Below are 21,502 nucleotides of genomic sequence, written 5' to 3' on the forward strand. Positions count from 1 at the left end.
CGCCAGCTCATTATTCCAAAAAGCCCTCTGCTCACGCAGGGGGCTTTTTTTTATGAGTGGGATTTAAAAAATTAAGTCAAATTATATTAATTTACAAATTGGTTAATTACTGTTTAATAAAAATAAGTGATTAATAATGCTTATAAAATTATATAAAAATGACGTTAAGGTTCATGAAATCATTATAGTTTTGTGTGTTTTTTTATCAAACTATGTTATAAAAGTTAAAACGGCATGAAAATTGCTTATAAAACGAGATTTTTATTAGGGGGTCATATGAAACTATCAGTGGGATTACGAATTGCCAACTCGCTGTCATTAACTCCACAGTTACAACAAGCAATCCGCTTATTACAATTATCCAGTCTGGAACTAGAGCAAGAAATCCAGCTACAACTTGATAGTAATCCTTTGTTAGAAAAAGTTGAAGAGCAAATCAGTGTTGAAAGTCTTTCTACTGTTGATGCGGGTCAAAAGGATTTAACTAATGAACTTAATGCAGACCATCTTCCGGACGATCTCCCTGTAGATACCGACTGGGATGATGTCTATACTCATCAACCTACAAGTCTGGGTGCAGCAGAGTTCGAAGAGCGGGAAGACAATCGTCAAAGCCAGCAAAGCCTACAAGAATATATGCTCGAGCAGATTAATCTGCTGCACTTTTCTCGCATTGATCAGCTGATTGCCTACTGCATTATTGATTCTCTAGATGAAAAGGGTTTTCTGGATGCAGAAATTTCTGAGATTACTGCATCAGTACAGCATCTTTTATCTTCCATGGATTATGAGGAAGAAATCGAAGAGGATGAAGTACTCGTTGTTCTCAAGCATGTTCAGCGTCTTGATCCGATTGGAGTGGGTTCTAGAAATCTCGCTGAGTGTTTATTGATTCAGCTAGATAGCCTACCAGTTAATACCCCTTGTCGTAATGATGCGGTCAAATTGCTGCAACATTATGAGTTGCTGATTACCAATGAATTACCAAAACTCATTAAACAAACTGGCTTAAATCAGGAACAATTGCGCTGTGCCGTTGATTTACTGAAAACTCTTAAGCCATATCCGGGACTGGAGTTTGAAAGTAAGGAATCTGATTATCAGATCCCAGATGTCGTGGTAATGAAAAAGAATGACTGCTGGCAGGTGATGTTGAATCCTGATGTGATGCCAAAGTTAAGACTAAATTCTTTTTATACCAATATGATTCGTCGTGCTGATCAAAGTGAAGATAATCAATACCTGCGTAATCAGATGCTGGAAGCGAAAAACTTTATTAAAAGTATTGATGAACGACATAAAACTTTATTGAAAGTAGCGACCTGTATTGTTGAACATCAGAAAAGCTTTTTAGAGATTGGTCCTGAAGGTATGAAACCTCTGGTTTTACGGGATATTGCTGAAGAAGTGGAACTACATGAATCAACTGTATCCCGTGTAACAACTAACAAATATATGCTGACCCCACGTGGTTTATTCGAACTGAAATACTTCTTCTCGAGTCATGTGGGAACAACTTCTGGGGGAGAGGCTTCATCTACTGCAATCCGTGCTAAAATTAAGAAAATGATTGCTGAAGAAAATGCACGTAAGCCTTTATCTGACAATGCAATTGCCAATCTTTTGAAAGAAGAGGGGATTGATGTAGCACGACGTACGGTCGCGAAATATCGTGAATCGTTACATATTCCTTCCTCTTCTGAGCGAAAAGTCTTGATCTAGTTTTTGAAATTTGATTATTCTAGAGATTCATTATGACATTGTAATGAATCTTTTTTTCTTTTGAGAAATAGTAAAAATGATCTGAATAAATGCTTTAAATCACGATTTTGCTTGAGCAAGTTATTGTATTCTTTTCATTTTTAACTGTGACTCTTCTGATCCTAATGAAGGTGAGGGATAGAACTATGCAAATAACAATTCGTGGACATCATTTATCAATTACGCCAGCGATTGAAGAAACTATAAAAACGAAATTTTCACAGATGACCAAACATCTGGATCAGGTGAACAGCATGCAGGTTAAGCTTTCCAAAGATCATCAGATTGATAAGCGCTCAAAAAGAGGCAGTAGTAACCATATCGCAGAAGCGATTGTCCGTTTACCGGGTATTGAGTTTTTTGCCCATGCCAATGCTGATGACATGTATACCTCGATTAAAATTTTGACGGAAAAATTAAAAAAACAGATTGACCGATATCGCGAAATGCAGCTGGATCATCAGAGTTTAGCCATTTAAGCGACCAAATGGGGAAAAAGAGGTTTTTAAAAGCCTCTTTTTTTATATATATAATGTATGTGACTAATGAATTATTTTTTACATTTATAGTAAAATGACTCGTTTTACACCCTTAGTCCTATAAGAGGTCTTGTGATGAATAATGAACAGCTCGCTGAAATTTTAAAAGCCGCTTTTCCTGAGGCGGATGTTGCTGTGAGTGGTCAGGGCGGAAAATTCGATCTCCGTATTGTGGATGATCAGTTTGAAGGTAAACGTCCGGTTGCACGTCAACAAGCTGTTTATGCTCCTCTCAATTCCCATATTGCCAGTGGTGCAGTGCATGCTGTGACCATTCGTGCATTGACCAAAGAAGAATGGCGTAAAGCAAGCTTATTTGGAGCTTAATCAATTAATGGATAAATTCTTAATTCAGGGCGGTATTAAGCTCGACGGTGAAGTGCGTATTTCTGGTGCAAAAAATGCAGCGCTTCCATTATTAGCAGCAATGATTCTTGCTGATACGCCAATCACACTTAGAAATGTTCCAAATCTAAAAGATGTAAATACCTTGGTGAAGCTGATTGCAGGTCTTGGGATCACGATTAGCTATGAAGGCGATACAGTTATTGCAGATACCTCTACCTTAGATAACCAGTTTGCCCCTTATGAACTCGTAAAGACCATGCGTGCTTCTATTTTGGTGCTTGGTCCTCTCTTGGCGCGCTACGGTAGTGCAAAAGTATCTTTACCAGGTGGATGTGCGATTGGTTCCCGTCCAGTCGATCAGCATTTGAAAGCACTAGAAGCTTTGGGTGCCGAGATTGAGGTTGAGGCCGGCTATGTCCATGCCAAAGTCGATGGTCGTCTGAAAGGCGGTGAAGTCGTATTTGATATGGTGACTGTGGGTGGTACTGAAAATATTCTGATGGCTGCAGTATTGGCGGATGGTGTGACTATGATTCGCAATGCGGCGCGCGAACCTGAAATTACCGATCTTGCTCAAATGCTGATCAAGATGGGTGCGAAAATTGAAGGTCTGGATACCGATACCCTAGTGGTTACCGGTGTAGAAAGCCTGCATGGCTGTGAATATGCAGTGGTTGCCGACCGTATTGAAACCGGTTCTTATCTGGCTGCTGCAGCTATTACGGGTGGTCGTGTTAAAACCACACATACAGATCCGGCTTTAATGGAAGCTGTACTGGATAAGTTTGAGGAAATGGGTGCAGAAGTCACTCGTGGGGATGACTGGATTGAACTGGATATGATGGGCAAACGTCCGAAGGCGGTGAGCTTCCGTACCTTGCCACATCCAGATTTCCCAACAGATATGCAAGCCCAGTTAATGGCAGTCAATGCCATTGGCCGTGGATTTGCCACAATTTCTGAAACGATTTTTGAAAACCGTTTTATGCATGTTCCTGAATTGGCCCGTATGGGAGCCAATATTCAGGTCGAAGGTAATGATGCTGTCGTAACGGGTGTAGAAAAACTTTCTGCAGCGCCTGTGATGGCAACAGATTTACGTGCTTCATTCTCTTTAGTTCTTGCAGCACTTGCAGCCGAAGGAGAAACATTGATTGACCGTATTTATCATATTGACCGCGGTTATGAAGATGTCGAAGCAAAGTTACAAGGTTTAGGTGCCCAAATTAAGCGAGTAAGTTAATGAGTGATATGAGAAACGATGATCCAAACTTTGACGTAATGGGCAATTTTGATCATGGTTTAACGTTAGCATTAAGCAAGGGCCGTATCTTAAAAGAAACTTTACCTCTGCTTGAAACAGCAGGGATTAACCTGCTGGAAGATCCGGATAAATCACGTAAGCTGATTTTTCCAACCACGCATAAACAGGTGCGTATCCTGATTTTACGTGCTTCTGATGTGCCGACTTATGTTGAAAATGGCGCGGCAGATATCGGTGTTGCAGGTAAAGATGTGTTGATGGAACATGGCGCGCAAAATGTCTATGAACCATTAGATCTGAAAATTGCCAACTGTAAATTGATGACAGCAGGTAAAGTCGGCATGGAGCGTCCGAAAGGCCGTTTAAAAATTGCGACTAAATACGTGAATCTGACCCGTCAATACTACGCGAGCCTCGGTGAACAGGTTGATGTGATCAAGCTTTATGGTTCAATGGAACTTGCACCACTGGTGGGTTTAGGTGATTACATTGTTGATGTGGTTGATACAGGCAATACACTGCGTGCCAATGGTCTTGAACCACTTGAAGAAATTTGCAAAGTCTCTTCACGTCTGATTGTGAACAAAGCCAGCTTTAAACGTAAGCAGGCATTGCTGAATCCGATTCTTGCTCAGCTTGAGCAAGCAGTTGAAGCACGAGAACAGGCGAAAAAAGCTTAAATTTAAGCTTTATCAAAGACCGTCCACTTTGGGCGGTTTTTTTATTGCTGATTATAAATATAAGAAGTTCAATGCTTTCATCAATTTTATCAAAAGCTATTTCCAATAAAACTCATAGCACAAGTCTGTTCTAGCTACCGACAAAGTCTTTGAAAACAGGTAAACTAAAGCCTTCGAATTCAAACCTTATAGGTAAATTGATGCGACGTTTATCGACACAAGATCAAAACTTCAAGCAGGCATTTGCTGACTTGTTGGCTTTTGAAACCGTGAATGATCCTGAACTTTTAAAAACTGTAGACCAAATTATTGCTGACGTACGTCAGCATGGTGATGCTCATGTTCTTAAATTGACTCAGCAGTTCGATCGACATCCAGCGCATCAATTTTCAGGTTTAGAACTGACTCAAGAGCAACTTAAAGCAGCCTTTGAAGGCTTGACGACGGAAGTGCGTGAAGCTTTAGAATTGGCTGCAAACCGCATTCGTGAATTCCATCAGGCACAAAAACAGGATGGTTGGACGTATGTCGACGCTCTAGGTAATACCTTGGGTCAGAAAGTGACGCCATTGGATCGCGTAGGGATCTATGTACCAGGTGGCTTAGCATCTTATCCATCTTCGGTGTTAATGAATGCTGTTCCTGCACATGTGGCAGGTGTAGGTGAAATTGTTATGGTGGTGCCTGCTCCAAATGGTGAACTGAACCCATTAGTCTTGGCTGCTGCCTATCTGGCTGGCGTACACCGTATATTTACCATTGGTGGCGCACAAGCAGTTGCTGCATTGGCCTATGGTACAGAAACCATTCCACGTGTCGATAAAATCACTGGTCCAGGTAACCGTTTTGTGGCTGCGGCAAAACGTGCAGTATTTGGTCAGGTCGGTATCGACATGATTGCTGGTCCTTCAGAAATTCTGGTCTATGCAGAAGGGCAGAACAATGCCAAATGGTTAGCGATGGATTTGTTATCTCAAGCTGAGCATGACACTGTTGCTCAAGCTGTATTTATTACGCCTGATGAACAGCTTCTCAATGAAGTAGAACAAGCAATTGAAGAACATTTGCAAGCTCTACCAAAAGCAGAAATTGCCCGCACTTCAATTGCCAATCGTGGTGCATTAGTGCTTGTGAAAGATCGTACTGAAGGTATTGAGCTAATTAACCAGGTGGCACCTGAACATTTAATGCTGTGTCTGGATGAAGCACAGCAAATGGCTGAAGAGATCCGACATGCGGGTGCAATCTTCATGGGACGTTATACGCCTGAAGCGATTGGTGACTATTGTGCAGGTCCGAACCATGTATTACCAACATCGGGTACAGCACGTTTCTCATCACCACTGGGTGTCTATGATTTCCAGAAACGTTCAAGCCTGATTATGTGTTCTGAAGACGGTGTGAAAACCCTTGCGAAAACTGCAGATGTTCTGGCACAGCAGGAAAATCTGGATGCGCATGCACGCTCAGCACGTTATCGCTATCAGTAATTAAATACTTATATTGAATAAAAGATATTTCTCTCCCTTTGTGAGAGGTTAGGTAAGGGGAATTATTTAACCTCTCCCTAACCCTCTCCTATAAGGAGAGGGAATTTGAGAATAGAAAATGTCGAATATCACCATAGAGCAAATGCGTTTTTGGAGCCCTGAAGTCCGTGAGCTAGAGCCTTACGTTCCAGGCGAACAGCCCAAAATTCAAAACCTTTTAAAATTAAATACCAATGAAAATCCGTATCCGCCATCACCGAAAGTCGTGGAAGCGGTGCAAAAAATTTTAGCCAATGACGCAGATGTTTTACGCCTTTATCCAGATCCCGATGCATCTGAATTGAAACATGCCATAGCTAAACAACAAAATGTGGCTGCTGAAAATGTCTTTGTCGGTAACGGTTCTGATGAAGTTCTAGCACATATCTTTAAAGCCTTTTTTATTCAGGAACAGCCACTGCTTTATCCAGATATTACCTATAGTTTCTATCCGGTTTATAGCCAGTTCTTTGGTGTCAAAACCAAAATCTTGCCACTCAATGAAAATTTTGAAATTGTGGTAGATGATTATAAACAGCCAAATGGCGGTATTATCATCACCAATCCGAATGCGCCAACCAGTATTGCGCTTGGTTTGTCTGCCATTGAAGAAATTCTGCAAGCGAATCCTGATTCAGTGGTCGTTATTGATGAAGCCTATGTAGATTTTGGTGCTGAATCAGCAGTGAGTTTGATTGAAAAATATGAGAATTTAGTAGTCTGTCAAACGACTTCAAAATCCCGCTCTTTAGCTGGCCTACGTGTAGGTTTCGCGATTGCCCAACCCCATCTGATTGCAGCGCTTGAAGCGGTAAAGAACAGCTTTAACTCTTATCCAATGGATCGTTTTGCGATTGCGGCTGCAGTGGCTTCATTCGAAGATCAGAAATACTTTGAAGCACAAAATGCTAAAGTCATTGCCAGTCGTGAAAAACTGGTTAATCAGTTGAATGAGCTTGGTTTCAAAGTCTTGCCATCAAGCGCGAACTTTATTTTTGCTTCACTACCATCAAAAGATGCAGGTGAGTTAGCGGCTGAATTACGGGAATGCGGCATTATCGTACGTTACTTTAATAAACCTCGTATCAATCAATTTTTACGTATTACCATTGGTACAGATGAGCAAAATCAGCGTTTAGTAGATACATTGAAAAATGATATTTTAGCTTAATTAAATCCACCCTAACCCTCCTTTGATAAAGGAGGGGACCTTTTTCTTTTTAAAGAGAGGTTAGGGGAGATTTATAAAAAAGCGGCTCAACCGAGTCGCTTTTTTATTTATTTAGGTTTATACCAGGTATTGAGTAAATCCAGCATGGCATCAACCTTATCAAAACATTCCTGATATTCCGCATCACAGTCAGAAGAAATCGTAATTCCGCCACCAGCCCAAAGTGAAACCTCATCCTGATATTTCTGAATCGAGCGAATCAGAATATTCCAGCTTCCTGTTCCATCAAAATTAAAATAACCTAATGAACCACAATACGCTCCACGTGGAGCACCTTCTAACTCTTCAATAATTTGCATGGCGCGAATCTTTGGTGCACCGGTAATTGATCCACCTGGAAGTGCAGACAGTAATACATCAAAAGGATGCACACCTTCTTTTAAGGTCGCTTCGACTTCGCTGACCATATGATGTACCTGATTAAATGACTCAATATTGAATAGTTTAGGTGTCTTGACTGAACCTGTTTCTGCATAAACACTGAGGTCATTGCGTAGTAAATCTACAATCATGACATTTTCAGCCTGATCCTTCTTTGAGTCTTTTAATCGTTGTTTGGATTGCTCATCAAGCACCGGATCAGCAAAACGTGGCATGGTACCTTTAATCGGTTTGGTGACAATTTTTCGATGTGCTTCAAAGTCAATAAACAGTTCAGGTGAACAGCTCAATAATTCAAAATTACCAATACGAAGATAGCCCGCATATGGCGCATTGGTTAATGTCCAGAAAGCATGTGCAGTTCCTAATAATGAACCTTCAGCAAGTGCTGTAAATTCTTGGGTTAAGTTAATCTGGTAACAATCACCGGCTAGAATATAATCCTGAATATCCTGAAATGCCTGTGCATAGCGAGATTTATCCCAACGTGGGCTGCAAAGAGTTTTTAATTGAAACCTCGGTTGTATAGGTGATTGATTTAATAGATTTTGAAGATGATTGAAAATATCTGCTGCTTGCGGATCATGGCTATAGAATACCCATTGATCAGCTTCAAACTTAATATAAGAATCAAACTGACCGATAAATAGGCCAGGTTGAGGCCGCTGCGGGTATTGGGTATGCTGTTGAGCAGCGTAATCATAGCCAATAAACCCAATATAACCCCCAGAAAATTCATTCGCTTTAATATCTGGAGTTTGCTCAAGCTCTAAGATGAGTTTAGCTATATCAGCCTGATATTGCTCGATATCCACTCTCTTAAATGCCTGAATTTGTCCATCCTGCACCATAAAATATTTCTGTGCACAGCAGGCAATAAAAGGCTGTCCATTATTATTTAAATATATCAGGTGATCTAAGGGACTTAATGCATGCAATAGATCTTTAAGCTGAAGAGATGCAAAACTTAAAGGACAATGGTAAGGAGCTTCGTTCATTCAGTAGCGCATATTCCGATATGACCCGGTATTTTATATCAAGAATAGGAAAAAATATTTCTAAATCATCAAATACCGTTTGTCGGTAAGCTCAATATTGCGACCAACGACAGTTGATCAAAATATGACTCGACGTTAAGTTAAGTGGGCGAGCAAAATTACTCAAGGAAAGATGCTTTGCGTTGTCAGAAAATAAAAAACACAACGTCAGCACTGAGTGATTCACAACCAAAAAAATAGTACTCTTGGGAGAGTAAACAATGAAAAAATTCACAAAATTGGCTTTAGCTGCTTCAGTTGCTTTTAGTGCAAACGCAATGGCGATGCAATCACTGGACGATGCATCTCTAAGCGCGACTACAGGTCAGGACGGTTTGAAAATCGGTATCGGTATTTCAAAAATTGAAATTGAAAAACTATTTATCCATGATAATGATGGTTTAGCTGAAGATTCTACTGCAAAAGCGGGTGTTATTGAAATTTATAATAATGATGGAGCTGTTCTTCGCCCTGGAGAGGCTGCTAATGGTATTGTGGGAGGTACTGGTGAAGCAGGTGCAATCTATATCAAAGCGAATGGTAAGGGTAGAACAGCAGCTAATGGTATCGTGATTGGTGCAAACTACGATGACAATGGTGCGTATTTACTAGCTTCACGTAACCTTGCAGATTTAACCATTGACTCAGATGCTGGTGCTGGTAACCCGTTTATCAACATTGCCGCTGAAGTATCTGGTTTAGATATTAACATCGGTGAAATTGGGGTTGTGGGATCAGCTTCATCTCTTACAGATTATGAAAGTGGTTTAGCTTCAGCTACTAGTATTCGCCGTGGTGGTGCTGGTAAGGAAAATGCGATTTTATCTGGCCTATCATTTAAAACAGGTCCAATGTCTGCCAATATTCAATTAGGTGCTGCTCCACAGGGTGCAATGATTAAGCTGAATGCAACAATGACTGGGGGCTTAACAATTACAGATTTGGGTATTTTCGATAATTCAACAGCTGGTCAACAAGTTGCTGCAGGTGTAAACACCTCAGGCCCAGGTGAAATCTTCATTGAAAGCATTAAGTTGACAGATGCTAACTCTAAAGATTTGACATTGAACCAAAGCATCAGTGTATTTGGCGAATCAACTGCAAACGATGGTTTCATTCGTATTGTGAGTACAAGTGGTGCACATGATAACTATGTGAAAGGTATTCACCTAGGTAGCCAAAATGCAGCATCAATTGGTGATATGGAAATCCAAGGTCTGCAAACTTACTTTAGCCCGGGAACTGGCCAATATGCAAAAGGTGCAATTATTACCATTTCTGGTCACTAATTTTTACCTTAAAAAAGCGCGTGTTTACACGCGCTTTTTTTATGACTACAACATCTATCTAAAAAAATAAAAAAAGACTGTATTTTTTTGAAAAAGAAGATATCTTTCTAGTTACAGGGAAGTAGAGTGAAGACTCTATAAAAAGAAAAATTAGGCACATCATGCCAATGATAAGAAAAGTAAAAGAATATGTTAGAGATTGCATTGGGCTCGGCATTGATGTATTACGCTGCCAAAGAAGCTCTGGATATTAAAAAACAGCCACCAGGCGCTGTTCACTATACTGAAGTTCTTGATTCAAGAAATGATTCTTTCGTACGTATGCACCGCGAACATGTGGAAGTCAAACCTGCACTGTTAGACCAGTTTCAGGGAATTGTGCGTCAGGCTTATGATTATAGTTGTGGTTCAGCAGCACTTACGACTTTATTAAATGGCTATGTAGGTACTCGGCTGGATGAGCAGCAAGTCATGAATGGCCTAATGAAATTTGGTGAAACGGATAAAATCATCGAACGTCGTAGCTTTTCCCTTCTTGATATGAAGCGTTTTGTTGCTGCCTTAGGCCTGGAAAGTGGTGGCTATCGCGGAGAATTTGAAGATCTGGTTAAACAGGGACAACCCGCCATTGTTCCTATTTCCTATGCAGGATTTAAACATTTTGTCGTGTACAAAGCTTATAAAAATGGACGGGTGTATGTTGCCGATCCAGCACTGGGTAATATCAGTTTTGATGAACAGCGATTTAAGGAAGTTTGGGAAAACAATACTTTATATTTAATTAATGTCCCTGAACAATATCGAAAAAACTTTTTGGCATTAAAAGATTCGGATATGCGTCATGTCGAAGATGCAACCATTAACCGTTATGCTTTAGTTGATATGCAGTATCCACAGTTCTATATGGATAAAATTGCCGATAAAGCATCGACTATCCGTATGGATCGTAACCGTAATGTAGATTCAGAAAAATTTGGGGAATATCAATATAATTTTCTCAGACTTTATTACAAGAATAAATAAAACGAAAAGATGGCTATAGAAAAATTAAAAATGGTGAAATGGATATGAACAGTAAATGGATGAACAAGACATTCTTGGCGCTCAGCATTCAGATGGTTATGGGAGTGGCATGGGCTGCGGATGAGCCTGAACTGGGTGAGTATGAAACGGTTGAGGAAGAAGTAGTCGAGACTGCTGCATCCATTGATATTCAGCCTGAACCAGCAGCAACTCAAGCTGTAGTAGAGCCTGAACTTGGAGGATATGAAACCGTTCAGGAAGAAGCTGTTGTTGAAACAGCTGCACCTGTTGAAGCTCCAGCCACTCAAGCAGTAGATGCATCTCAAGCCTTACAGAAAAAAGAAGGAGATGCTACTCAGGAAGCAAGTCTAGAAGAAGTATTTACTTCAAATGAGCGTCAATACTCACTTATTAAACAAGGCGAAATTTCATCCTATTACGATATTGATTATACCTATTATCGAGATACACAACTCGATATGGAAATGGCACAGGGCCAGCTGTATCAGCTCCGTGTTCAGGAAAATGCAACACATAGCCTGACCAATACTTTCACTTTTCAGTACGGGGTGAAAGATAACCTGACCTTAACAGCTTCCTTACCTTTGGTGGCTAAGACAGATTTATTAAAAGATACCTCTACAGCCGGATTAGGGGATATTAGTCTGGGTGCACGTTGGGAGCCCTTCCCTTTAAAAGCAGGTCGTTTACCACTTATTTTATTTGCCAATTTGTCGACGAAAACAGGTGATAGCCCATATGAAATTAATGCAGCAAAAGATCTGGCTGCAGGTAAAGGATATTACTCAGCCGGTGTGGGGGCGAGTACTCGTAAATATATTGACCCGGTAGTGTTATTTGCCTCAGTTTCTGCAAATTATGGGTTTAAGGAATCAGGCTTAGATCAGCGTCGCGGTACACGAATTATTGAAGAGTTTGAACCAGGGATTAGTGGTGGTTTTGCTTTCGGTTTCGCTTATTCATTTAACTATGATGTTTCCATGACTATGTCATATCAGCAAAGCTTTAATACTGGTGCCGAATTTAAGTATCACACGGGTGAAAGCTATTCAGCCGCTGATCAGACTAGCTCGACTTTTGCGATTTCTTTAGGGGTGCGTGTATCCCCAGAAACCATTGTAAATGGTACGGTCGGATTGGGGCTGACCGAAGATGCACCAGATGTTTCACTGGGACTTTCATTCCCACTTGATATTTTAGGTTTCGGTAAGAAATTCAGTTAATAGGGGTGTCGTATGAAAAACATTCGACTTAGCCCGTTATTAACAGGAATTATTCTTGCGGGCTGTTCAAGTTATACCTTTGCACAATTAGGTACCAACCTTTCTGTTGACCTGCGTGCATTGTCTATGGGGAACGCGGTTACTGCAGATCCGCCAGGAGTGAATGCAATTCACTTTAACCCGGCTGCATTGGCTAAAATTGAGGGCTTACAGACCGAACAGCAAATTATTGTTGCGAACTTTGATATTCAGCGTGAATTTACTGTTCCTGCTGGATATAACGTGTTTGGTTATTCAGATGATCCAATGGTCTGTAATGATGGTCCTGAAGTATCTTCTGATTTATGTACAGATTTTAAAGGCCCAGTGAAGGGTGATGTAGAGTATGTCAGCCTCTACGTACCTATCCTGAAAAAAATGGTGGATTTGGGGGAAGGCCTCCCGATGGCAGCACCTACCATGGGGGTCTCTTATAAACCACCAGGTTCTAAAGCAACGTATGCAACTGCCGTTTATGCACCACTAGTGGCAGGTTTTGGTCATGAAGATGGTAATCCTGCCAATTTTATGGGACAACAGGTTGCTCTGGAGCGGATTACATATTTATCTCCATCAATTGGTTATGAAGTCAACGACCAGCTTTCAATTGGTGCTTCAATCGGGATGTCTTATCAAGCCATTGCCATGAAAACAGATTTACGTTTTCCCAATGAGCTGATTGGCATGTTGCGTATGATTGATGAAGTCGTATGTACACCATTTAAAGAAAATTCTGACATCATTACTGATATCTTGTTGCTCGGGATCTGTAATGCTGATGAAGGGATGAACCCATTTGGTAAATTTGGCCAAATGCAACTTTCATTAGAACAAAATTTAAGTCCAAGCTATAACCTAGGTGTTCTATGGGAACCAACTGAAGATTTCAGTTTTGGTATGGTTTACCAGAGTGCTGCCAAAATGCGCTTAAAAGGTAAATATCATATCGATAATGCCAAAGCACCACAGGAAATGATTAAAGGTCTGATGACCTCCCCAACTGGCCAGATTTTAGCTGCAATTCTTGGTTTTCCAAATTATATCCCTTCAAGTGAATCGGGTCTGGTTTCCATGGATTTCGAATACCCAGCTCACTTTCAGGCGGGGATCAAATATAAGGTAATGCCAGATCTACAAGTCAATTTTGATATTGGCTGGACAGATTATGCTGCTTGGGACCAATTCAAGTTTGAGTTCGACCGTACCCTGTCTGCCTTGAAGATTGCCAAACTGTTATCTGCCAATGTAACGGATTCTTCACTTGCATTACCGCTTAGGTTTGAGTCGCCATGGAACTTCGGGATCGGAGTAGAGTATTCAGCAACTGACCGACTGAAACTTCGTGCTGGCTATGAACCACGTACCAGTGCCATTCCAAAAGATAAACGCAATACTATGGTACCGATTAATGGTGCACAGCTATTTGGTTTAGGAGTGGGCTACCGTTTTGACGCAGATACGGATCTGGATCTATCTATTGGTTTCTTACGCAGTAAAGATAATATTCCAGCAAATACCAGTAGCCTAGCGAACCAGACCGGGGTAAATAACCTGTTACTGAATCCATATGCAGGCTTGAATGTCAAAACAGATACCAAGATCACAATTTTAGGTTTGAACTATCGCACCCGTTGGTAAGGAAGAAATGATCAGAACAGGGAACTTAGGGATAAAAATGGTACTGGCATTAAGTCTGGTACCATGGTCTTTTTATACAAATGCCAGAGAGTTTATTACGATCATTGGGCCCGATGGGCGACCATTAGTTGTGCCACGTCAAAATAATGAGCAGAAAGAAACAACAAAAAACCAAGCGGCCACTACTCCGAAAAAATTAGTTACACCCGTTACATCTACTGCACAGGATCTGAAAAAATCCGAGCCAAAGATAGTCGAAAAAAGTGTGGCAACAGTTCAGCAAAAAAATAATATAGTTGTACAACCAGTACAACCAGTACAACCAGTACAACCAGTACAACCAGTACAACCAGTACAACCGACTAAACACGTTGAGTCTAAATTACCGCAATACTTACCACCAGTGACACAGCCTCAAACCTCTGAACCTGTCATTCAGGCATTACCTGATCCTGTTCAAAAACAGGGTTTCAGTCAGATTGAAGGGGTGGAATATGTGGATAGTGAATATCTGGAAAATAAAGAATTTAATCTGGAAGGTAAAAAACGTTTCTACAGTATGCCTGAAGGGATAGTTGATAAAAATATTGGGTCAACACGTGTACAGACGATTGAGCGTGAAAAAGGAGTGGGACAGTCGATTATAAAATCCTTATTTCAACAACCTGCTGTAGATTCTGGTCCAGTCGTACTGGCCCAAACCTACTACCGTATTTCTCAGCCTGAATCTGTAGAAAGCTTAGGTAAGCAGTGTTTTAAAGATAAAAAAGTTAAGAATGCGAAAGAGATTAGTGCAGGTAAATCCATTAATCTGTGGCCACGGGCACCACTGAAATCAGATGAGTTTGATTATGAAATTGTGAAGCTAAAATCTGATATTAAAAATATTCAGATTCAGTCTTATGCTTCCCGTCAGAATAATCCTGCCTATTACTGGCCATTTGTTGTATTTCTGGATGAACGAGGCTGTGTTTTAGAAGGGGCGGGCGGTTTCAAAAATCAGGAAGCACAAGCCAATATTATTCAACATGAGAAGATACAGGGAATTATTCAGATTCCTGCGCAAAGCCAATATGTATTAATGACCCCACTCGCTTCAGCTATAGATGTTGAAGACAAGATGCTGACAAATTATGGACAACTAAAACTAGTCGCCATTCGATAAGGACGATTCGAGTAGAATAAGATGAAAAATAAAATATTATATCCATTTGCTTTCACTGCTTTATTTGCCGCCCTCAGCGGATGCGGAGGTGAAAGTGCGAATGTCATACCAGAACAAAATGATGAAGCCACCACGAATGGTTCATGCTCTGCTACTACAACGAATTGTCTGGAATGGGGGCTTGAATATCCAATTGATGGTCTTAACTTTAATTGTAGTGGTGATAAAGAAAATACCTTCATTACTTTATTTGACCAAAATGATGGTGTTACCTCAGGCACTTGTCAAAAAGCAGATACTATTGAATTTTATCTAAAAAGTTTTAGTGATACCAAAATCAAATTGGGTACTGTCAAGCTCTCTGAATATATGAACCTCAGTACAGCGAGCCAATTACCCCGACTAAGTGTACTTGATATTGCCAAGGGAATTACCGGTCGTAACATTGCCAGAATCGAACAGACAGATCCAACCGTACAGGTGGCGATGAAACTGGTGAAAATCTGGCAGACCTTGGCACTGGAAAAAGGCCGTATCTATAATCCGACGGATGTACAGCCCTTGTATATCACAGAGGATATGCGAAAGAATCTGGGCAAAATTAATAAAGATATCAACCTGACAGATGCAAATTTAGCAGAAACCCTTAAACCTTTTATTGATATTAGCCAGATTAGTGATGATCAGGCCTTTGAAGTCGTAAAAAAACTGGCCAATATTGCCAGTGCAGCAGTATATCAACCGGAATTTTCTCTGTTCTCAACTTCAGGCATTATTAGTAGTAACTTGACTGGTTCCGATGGTCTGGCGGGTTGTAATAAATCTGTATGTGACATTAAAGATAAAACGACTAAATATTTATTTGGACATTTTATCCTGATTACAGACCGCCAAGGTTATACCTTCGGCAGTGGACTACAGTGGCGTGACACTCAGCTAAAACTGGGCTCCAATAATCTGGGATCTTTGGGTGGCATTAATGCGGAATTGATCCGTAAGGTCAAACCACAGCAAATTACTGCAGTACCGCAAACCAGCTGGATTAGCCCTGCAACGAGAATGCTTTCATCAAATGCACCATATAAAATGAATGTGGCTAACAACAGCAATCCATTAGAAATTTACCAAGGTCGTTTGCTGAGCGATTATGTGATTGCCGGTAAAGAAGCATTTTATAAGATGGCTACAGGTAAAACTGAACTCAGCGATGCTGACCGTGCCAGTCTTGGCTTATGGCGTTTTAATGCCGATGATGACAACTATAGTGGCTCAATTGATCTTTATAAAATTTTCCCGATCAGCTATCTGGATCGTCAAGTTTTTAGAACAGCTGAAAATGTAGAGCCAGATGAAGAATATATTTTCCCAATGTATGGCAACATGGAGTTTAAATTTAGCGAAAACTCAATTAGCCCTGTTACAGTGGGTGTTGTGATTGATAGTAATGGTGATGTGCGTACCAATATGCAGTCCGCTACCAATCTTGCAACTGATAGCATTAATGGTTGCCAGGGAGATATCTTGCCGGCTGGACTTAAAGACAATAACGGCGTTCAACAATATCGTCTCGGTACCTTAGGCCGTGCATTTATAGATGAAAAAACAGTATCTATGCGACTGGTCTTCGCTGATCCTGTATTTGGTTCATTAAATGGTGCCCTAGTAGGTATGAACTCCACTATTCAGGCTTCAACCAATACAGATGATAAGATTGTGATTGGTGGGGCATTACTCAATTTATCTAATGTACTGAATGGAACCAGTCGTGTGGGCTTTACCAACTCAGCTGGAGAAAGCGTAGGTTGGGCGAATACTTATGCCAGCTTCCAGAAAGTTTATAATAACAATAATACTGATGAAACGACGGAGGAGACCAATCTGGCCAAGCTAAGTGGCGGAAGTGTTTCATTTAAATTAGCGGATTGTTATAGCATCAAAACAAAATAATGAAAAAAGCCCATCATTTGATGGGCTTTTTTATAAAAAGACATTTTAACCTGTGTGATCCAAACGAGTTCCCAAGGTCTCTAGGTGCATCGGGAAGTTATTGGTTTTACGGTCTTCAAAATAATGACGAAGCGTATGCTCTACACTTGGGAAAGCCAGTTCACTCCAGGGAATTTCATCTTCGTTAAATAAACGTGCTTCAATGGTTTCTTCACCTGCACCAAATTTTCCATCAATCAGTTGAGATTTGAATAGGACATAAATCTGGCCAATCCGCGGAATATTGTACATGCAGTACAGCTGTTCAATATCCACTTCAGCTTCGGCTTCTTCACGGGTTTCACGAGCTGCGCCCTGTTCCATGGTTTCAAACAGTTCCATATAGCCGGCAGGTAGGGTCCACAGTCCATAACGTGGTTCAATTGCACGGCGGCAGAGCAGGACTTTATCTTCCCAGAGCACCAATGCACCGCAAATCACTTTTGGATTAATGTAATGAATATATCCGCATGTAGTACAAACCTTGCGAACCTTCTGATCGCCTAAAGGAATTTTCTCTGTTGTTTTATGTCCACAGTTCACACAGAAGTTCATATTCATCATCAATGATAACAGTAAGGTCAGGATAACTGAAAAATCAAAATTTGGCATCATTTCTATCCCGCCAAATCAAAAATCAGCTATGATGAAATTATAGTCGCATAGGGAGCTGAATGAATGGATGAGCTGGGATTAATACAACGCTTGCAGAAACATTTACGATTTTCCAAACGGATTCAAACTGCACAAGCTGCTGTATTAATTGCGATCACAGATGAAGCTGATCCCAAAGTTTTGCTGACACGCCGTTCAGCTTATATGAATAATCATGCAGGAGAAGTCTCTTTTCCAGGTGGTAAACGCGACCCGCAAGATACCAGTAATATTGTAGTGGCCTTAAGAGAGGCGTATGAGGAAACGGCGCTTAATCCATTTGATGTTCATCTGATCGGGGATCTCCCGATGCAAAAGGCACGTAACGGGATGCTGGTTAAGCCTGTGGTCGGTTTAATTCCGCCTACCATTCAACTCATTCCTCAGCCGACAGAAATTGACCGGATTTTCTTTGCTTCCTTGCAGCATTTGCTGGAAGCCCAGCCGATGCCTTATGAAGTACGTTTTGCCCAGCAGTCCTTATATTTTCCCAGTATGCGAGTGGAAAATGAGATTGTCTGGGGACTGACCGCACGTATGCTGATTTCACTATTTCAGTACGGGCTGGACTATAAAAAAGACTGGCCATTTTTACTTAACTCACCTGCGTTTAAACGCTCAAAATTTTTTAACCGTTGAACAGGATTTCAGCCATGTTATATCAATTTCAGGGACATTCACCAAAAGCAACGCATCAGCCGTGGGATGGTTGGGTGGCACCTACAGCGACGGTCATTGGACAGGTCGAACTGGGCAAACAGGTGAGTGTCTGGTTTGGTGCCGTCGTTCGCGCCGATAACAGCAAAATCCGTTTAGGTGACTTCACCAATGTTCAGGAAAATGCAGTGCTACATACCGATGCTGGCATTGAAATGAACATCGGGAATTATGTGACCATTGGTCATCAGGCCATGCTGCATGGTTGCACCATTGGCGATAATAGCCTGATTGGAATTCAGGCAGTGATCTTGAATCATGCCGTGATTGGCAAGAATTGTATTATTGGTGCCAATGCCCTGATTCCAGAAGGGAAAGTAATTCCTGATAATTCGGTGGTGATGGGCTCACCAGGCAAAGTCGTGAAAACTTTAGATGACGCCAGTATTCAGAAACTAAAAATGAGTGCCATGCACTATGCTGAGCATTTCCAGAAATTTCAGGATCTGGAAGAAGTACAGCTTTAGGCTGTTATCTGAATAATGTCCTCAGTTAAGCCTAGAATTTTCTAGGCATTTTTGTATCTGGCTTGGGAAAATCTCGCCTAGAAGATATGAGTGGAGTATTATATTCGACGTTTTTTATATTCTCTGAATTAAGGTTGTGCATGAAAGTGCTGGCATTGGAGACTGCCAATGAGCAGTGTTCCGTCTCTGTGATCGATGATACTCAAGAACTATTTTTTCAGCTTGATGCGCGCGCCAAGGCACAAACGCAAACCATTCTTCCAATGATTGAACAAGGCCTCAATGATCTGGGCTTGACTGTATCTGATCTGACAGCGATTGCCTTTAGTCGTGGCCCGGGATCGTTTAGTGGTGTTCGTATCAATGCGGCTGTGACTCAAGCTTTGGCTTGGTCAAATGATCTGCCTGTAATTCCGGTATCCACTTTACAGGCTTTGGCGCAAGCGGCATATCGTTTGCATGGTTTAACTGCAGTAACTGCAGTACTGGATGCACGGATGAATGAAGTCTATGTCGCCAGTTATCAGTTAGATGCTCAAGGGATTATGCAGGCTGTTGATGAAGAACAGCTTTTGAGTTATGAACAAGGTGCTGAAGCAGTTAAATTTACTGTGGTGGGTTCAGGTGCCAATCTAGTTCAAGAAACAGCATCCGAATATAAAAATGTCAGTGCAACAGCACAGGATATTGCCATGATTGCGCGTGCAGCAGCAAAAACAGAAAATTGGGTCAGTGCAGAATTGGCACTTCCGGTATATTTACGTGATAACGCATGGAAAAAAATTCCAGAACAAGGCAAAGCATAATTAATCAGGATTAAGCATGGATCTTTTACTGCTGCTGAAAGCAGCAATTATGGGTATTGTTGAAGGTATCACCGAGTTTTTGCCTATTTCCAGTACTGGGCATCTGATTTTGGCTTCAGAATTAATGAATTTCTGGACCAAAGAAAAAAGCGATGTTTTTGTCGTCGCAATTCAGATGGGGGCAATTGCCGCGGTTATTTATGAATATTGGGCACGGCTTTGGGGTGCAGCAACTGGCATCGTAAGTGGTGAACCGCAAGGACGCCGTTTAGGGATTGGCCTGATTCTGGCCTCTATTCCCATTGTGCTGATTGGCCTGACCTTAGGGCAAACCGTAAAAGAGCTGCTATTCAATAATATTGCGATTGCCATTGGCTTGATCGTTGGTGGTCTGATCATTATCTGGATTGAAAAGAATCCACCCAAGGTACGTGCCCAGGAAGTTGAAGATCTGACCGTGAAAGATGCAATCTGGATCGGTCTGATTCAGGTCTTATCCCTGATACCGGGAACTTCACGTTCAGGTGCGACCATTATCGGGGCGATGTTCCTTGGCGTATCACGTAAGGCTGCAACTGAATTTTCATTCTTCTTGGGGATTCCGGTCATTATCGGTGCAGGCCTGCTCGATCTTTATCAAAGCTATGATGTTTACAGTACCACAGAAGACTGGACAGTTCTGGCAGTCGGTATCATCGTATCGTTCATCTCGGCGCTTTTATTAATCCGTGCCTTGGTAGCCTATGTGGCAAAACGTGATTTCATGGTTTTTGCCTGGTATCGCATTGCCTCAGGTTTACTGATTTTATTATTTGCCTTTACAGGTTGGAGATTATGGTAAGCACGATTCGCTTATATACCGAATTCGAGTATCAAAAGAAAGCACAGCACTTCGAGGCTGTGCTTTCTTCTCGTGATGTAGAGGTTAGTATTGAGGTTATTGAAAAGCTGAATGCACGTTTCTTGCGTTTACATCCCGAACTGGCGCTGTGTGTTGATGCTGACGGCCTATGGCTCTGTGCCAATGGCATGAAAATGCAACCAGATTGGCAAGCAGAAGTAGGGCGCTTAAAACGTGCCTCTTTAAAATCGGAAATGATTGCTCGTGCTTGTAATTTGGGAGAAAAGCCGACTCTTATCGATGCGACAGCTGGTCTAGGTCATGACAGTCTGTTGATGGCACATTTGGGTGCTCAGGTGACCTTGGTCGAACGACATCCTATTTTATTTACCCTGCTTGAAGACAGTCATCACCGAGCGAAAAAGGATACTTTTCTAAGTTCGGTGGTTAAGCGGATTCATCTGGTTTTTTCAGATTCTGCAGACTATCTGAAATCACAGGCTGAGCAGAATGCGGTCGTCGATGTGGTTTATCTGGACCCGATGTTTCCACAACGTGACCAGAACCAGCAGGCACCGAAAAAGCAGGCACAGGTGAAAAAACAAATGCAGTTATTACATCTGCTTTTACCGGAAGATGGTGAAATGGATCTGGGAGATAATCTCTTAGAATTGGCACAAAAAATTGGCAAGCGGGTGGTGGTGAAACGTCCTCGTTTGGCCGTATTTTTAGCTGGAAAAGAGCCAAATCATCAATGGTCTGGTGATGCTTGCCGTTTTGATGCCTATTTTCAGCATGAACTGGTTACTTAATATGAGAATTGCTTCAAAATAGATCAAGGATTTGTTATATATTTAAAAATT

The 21,502-nt window shown here is 41.3% G+C and carries 20 protein-coding genes; 18 read left to right on the forward strand and 2 right to left on the reverse strand.

Annotation, left to right across the window (positions count from 1 at the left end; genetic code table 11):
- Positions 1-276 precede the first annotated feature (276 nt).
- From B3Q46_RS07725 to hisC, 7 genes are all read left to right on the forward strand, one after another.
- Complete coding sequence (locus B3Q46_RS07725; RefSeq protein WP_005234121.1) at positions 277-1,722, forward strand: RNA polymerase factor sigma-54; 1,446 nt, start codon at positions 277-279, stop codon at positions 1,720-1,722.
- Between the two features lie 185 nt (positions 1,723-1,907).
- Positions 1,908-2,240 (forward strand): ribosome hibernation-promoting factor, HPF/YfiA family, encoded by a 333-nt coding sequence (gene hpf, locus B3Q46_RS07730; RefSeq protein ID WP_005234124.1) that lies wholly within the window; start codon positions 1,908-1,910, stop codon positions 2,238-2,240.
- A gap of 135 nt (positions 2,241-2,375) precedes the next feature.
- Positions 2,376-2,627, forward strand: coding sequence for a BolA family iron metabolism protein IbaG (gene ibaG, locus B3Q46_RS07735; RefSeq protein ID WP_004783413.1), 252 nt, complete (start codon positions 2,376-2,378; stop codon positions 2,625-2,627).
- 7 nt (positions 2,628-2,634) lie between these two features.
- A complete protein-coding gene (murA, locus tag B3Q46_RS07740; RefSeq protein WP_005234126.1) occupies positions 2,635-3,891 on the forward strand; it encodes a UDP-N-acetylglucosamine 1-carboxyvinyltransferase in 1,257 nt (418 codons plus the stop codon).
- Positions 3,891-4,592, forward strand: a complete 702-nt coding sequence (gene hisG / locus B3Q46_RS07745) for an ATP phosphoribosyltransferase (RefSeq protein ID WP_005234128.1) — start codon at positions 3,891-3,893, stop codon at positions 4,590-4,592. The genes murA and hisG overlap by 1 nt, the downstream gene beginning before the upstream one ends.
- Positions 4,593-4,780: 188 nt before the next feature.
- Complete coding sequence (hisD, locus tag B3Q46_RS07750; RefSeq protein WP_164071347.1) at positions 4,781-6,082, forward strand: histidinol dehydrogenase; 1,302 nt, start codon at positions 4,781-4,783, stop codon at positions 6,080-6,082.
- A gap of 118 nt (positions 6,083-6,200) precedes the next feature.
- Positions 6,201-7,292: a histidinol-phosphate transaminase gene (hisC, locus tag B3Q46_RS07755; protein ID WP_005234132.1), complete on the forward strand. Its 1,092-nt coding sequence runs from the start codon at positions 6,201-6,203 to the stop codon at positions 7,290-7,292.
- Positions 7,293-7,399: 107 nt separating this feature from the next.
- Here the strand turns inward: hisC and B3Q46_RS07760 are convergent, their stop codons facing one another.
- Positions 7,400-8,731, reverse strand: coding sequence for an anthranilate synthase component I family protein (locus B3Q46_RS07760; RefSeq protein ID WP_005234133.1), 1,332 nt, complete (start codon positions 8,729-8,731; stop codon positions 7,400-7,402).
- Positions 8,732-8,991: 260 nt separating this feature from the next.
- Between B3Q46_RS07760 and B3Q46_RS07765 the strand changes: the two genes are divergently transcribed.
- The 6 genes from B3Q46_RS07765 to B3Q46_RS07790 all read left to right on the forward strand — a co-directional run bounded on the left by B3Q46_RS07765 (position 8,992) and on the right by B3Q46_RS07790 (position 17,115).
- Positions 8,992-10,059, forward strand: a complete 1,068-nt coding sequence (locus tag B3Q46_RS07765; RefSeq protein ID WP_005234135.1) for a DUF6160 family protein — start codon at positions 8,992-8,994, stop codon at positions 10,057-10,059.
- A 189-nt stretch (positions 10,060-10,248) separates the two neighbouring features.
- Entirely contained in the window at positions 10,249-11,082 is an 834-nt protein-coding gene (locus B3Q46_RS07770) for a C39 family peptidase (RefSeq protein ID WP_005234137.1), read from the forward strand.
- Between the two features lie 38 nt (positions 11,083-11,120).
- A complete protein-coding gene (locus B3Q46_RS07775; RefSeq protein ID WP_005234147.1) occupies positions 11,121-12,326 on the forward strand; it encodes a hypothetical protein in 1,206 nt (401 codons plus the stop codon).
- A 12-nt stretch (positions 12,327-12,338) separates the two neighbouring features.
- Positions 12,339-14,003, forward strand: a complete 1,665-nt coding sequence (locus B3Q46_RS07780) for an OmpP1/FadL family transporter (protein WP_005234148.1) — start codon at positions 12,339-12,341, stop codon at positions 14,001-14,003.
- Positions 14,004-14,010: 7 nt separating this feature from the next.
- Entirely contained in the window at positions 14,011-15,168 is a 1,158-nt protein-coding gene (gene filE, locus B3Q46_RS07785; RefSeq protein WP_286714069.1) for a putative pilus assembly protein FilE, read from the forward strand.
- Positions 15,169-15,189: 21 nt separating this feature from the next.
- Positions 15,190-17,115 (forward strand): hypothetical protein, encoded by a 1,926-nt coding sequence (locus B3Q46_RS07790; RefSeq protein WP_005234164.1) that lies wholly within the window; start codon positions 15,190-15,192, stop codon positions 17,113-17,115.
- A gap of 45 nt (positions 17,116-17,160) precedes the next feature.
- On the opposite strand, the gene B3Q46_RS07795 is transcribed toward B3Q46_RS07790, so the two are convergent.
- Positions 17,161-17,709 (reverse strand): NUDIX hydrolase, encoded by a 549-nt coding sequence (locus tag B3Q46_RS07795; RefSeq protein WP_122959126.1) that lies wholly within the window; start codon positions 17,707-17,709, stop codon positions 17,161-17,163.
- A 123-nt stretch (positions 17,710-17,832) separates the two neighbouring features.
- Here B3Q46_RS07795 and B3Q46_RS07800 point away from each other — a divergent pair, with 123 nt between their 5' ends.
- From B3Q46_RS07800 to B3Q46_RS07820, 5 genes are all read left to right on the forward strand, one after another.
- On the forward strand, positions 17,833-18,447 hold the full coding sequence (locus tag B3Q46_RS07800; RefSeq protein WP_004783401.1) for a CoA pyrophosphatase: 615 nt from the start codon (positions 17,833-17,835) through the stop codon (positions 18,445-18,447).
- Positions 18,448-18,461: 14 nt separating this feature from the next.
- Positions 18,462-18,992 (forward strand): gamma carbonic anhydrase family protein, encoded by a 531-nt coding sequence (locus B3Q46_RS07805; protein WP_005234166.1) that lies wholly within the window; start codon positions 18,462-18,464, stop codon positions 18,990-18,992.
- A gap of 140 nt (positions 18,993-19,132) precedes the next feature.
- Positions 19,133-19,798: a tRNA (adenosine(37)-N6)-threonylcarbamoyltransferase complex dimerization subunit type 1 TsaB gene (tsaB, locus tag B3Q46_RS07810; RefSeq protein WP_005234171.1), complete on the forward strand. Its 666-nt coding sequence runs from the start codon at positions 19,133-19,135 to the stop codon at positions 19,796-19,798.
- 16 nt (positions 19,799-19,814) lie between these two features.
- Positions 19,815-20,639 (forward strand): undecaprenyl-diphosphate phosphatase, encoded by an 825-nt coding sequence (locus tag B3Q46_RS07815; protein ID WP_005234173.1) that lies wholly within the window; start codon positions 19,815-19,817, stop codon positions 20,637-20,639.
- Positions 20,633-21,451, forward strand: coding sequence for a class I SAM-dependent methyltransferase (locus B3Q46_RS07820; protein WP_005234175.1), 819 nt, complete (start codon positions 20,633-20,635; stop codon positions 21,449-21,451). The genes B3Q46_RS07815 and B3Q46_RS07820 overlap by 7 nt, the downstream gene beginning before the upstream one ends.
- The last annotated feature ends 51 nt before the right edge of the window (positions 21,452-21,502 follow it).

The sequence above is a fragment of the Acinetobacter sp. UBA2581 genome, assembly GCF_002339435.1.
GTDB classification, from domain to species: domain Bacteria; phylum Pseudomonadota; class Gammaproteobacteria; order Pseudomonadales; family Moraxellaceae; genus Acinetobacter; species Acinetobacter variabilis.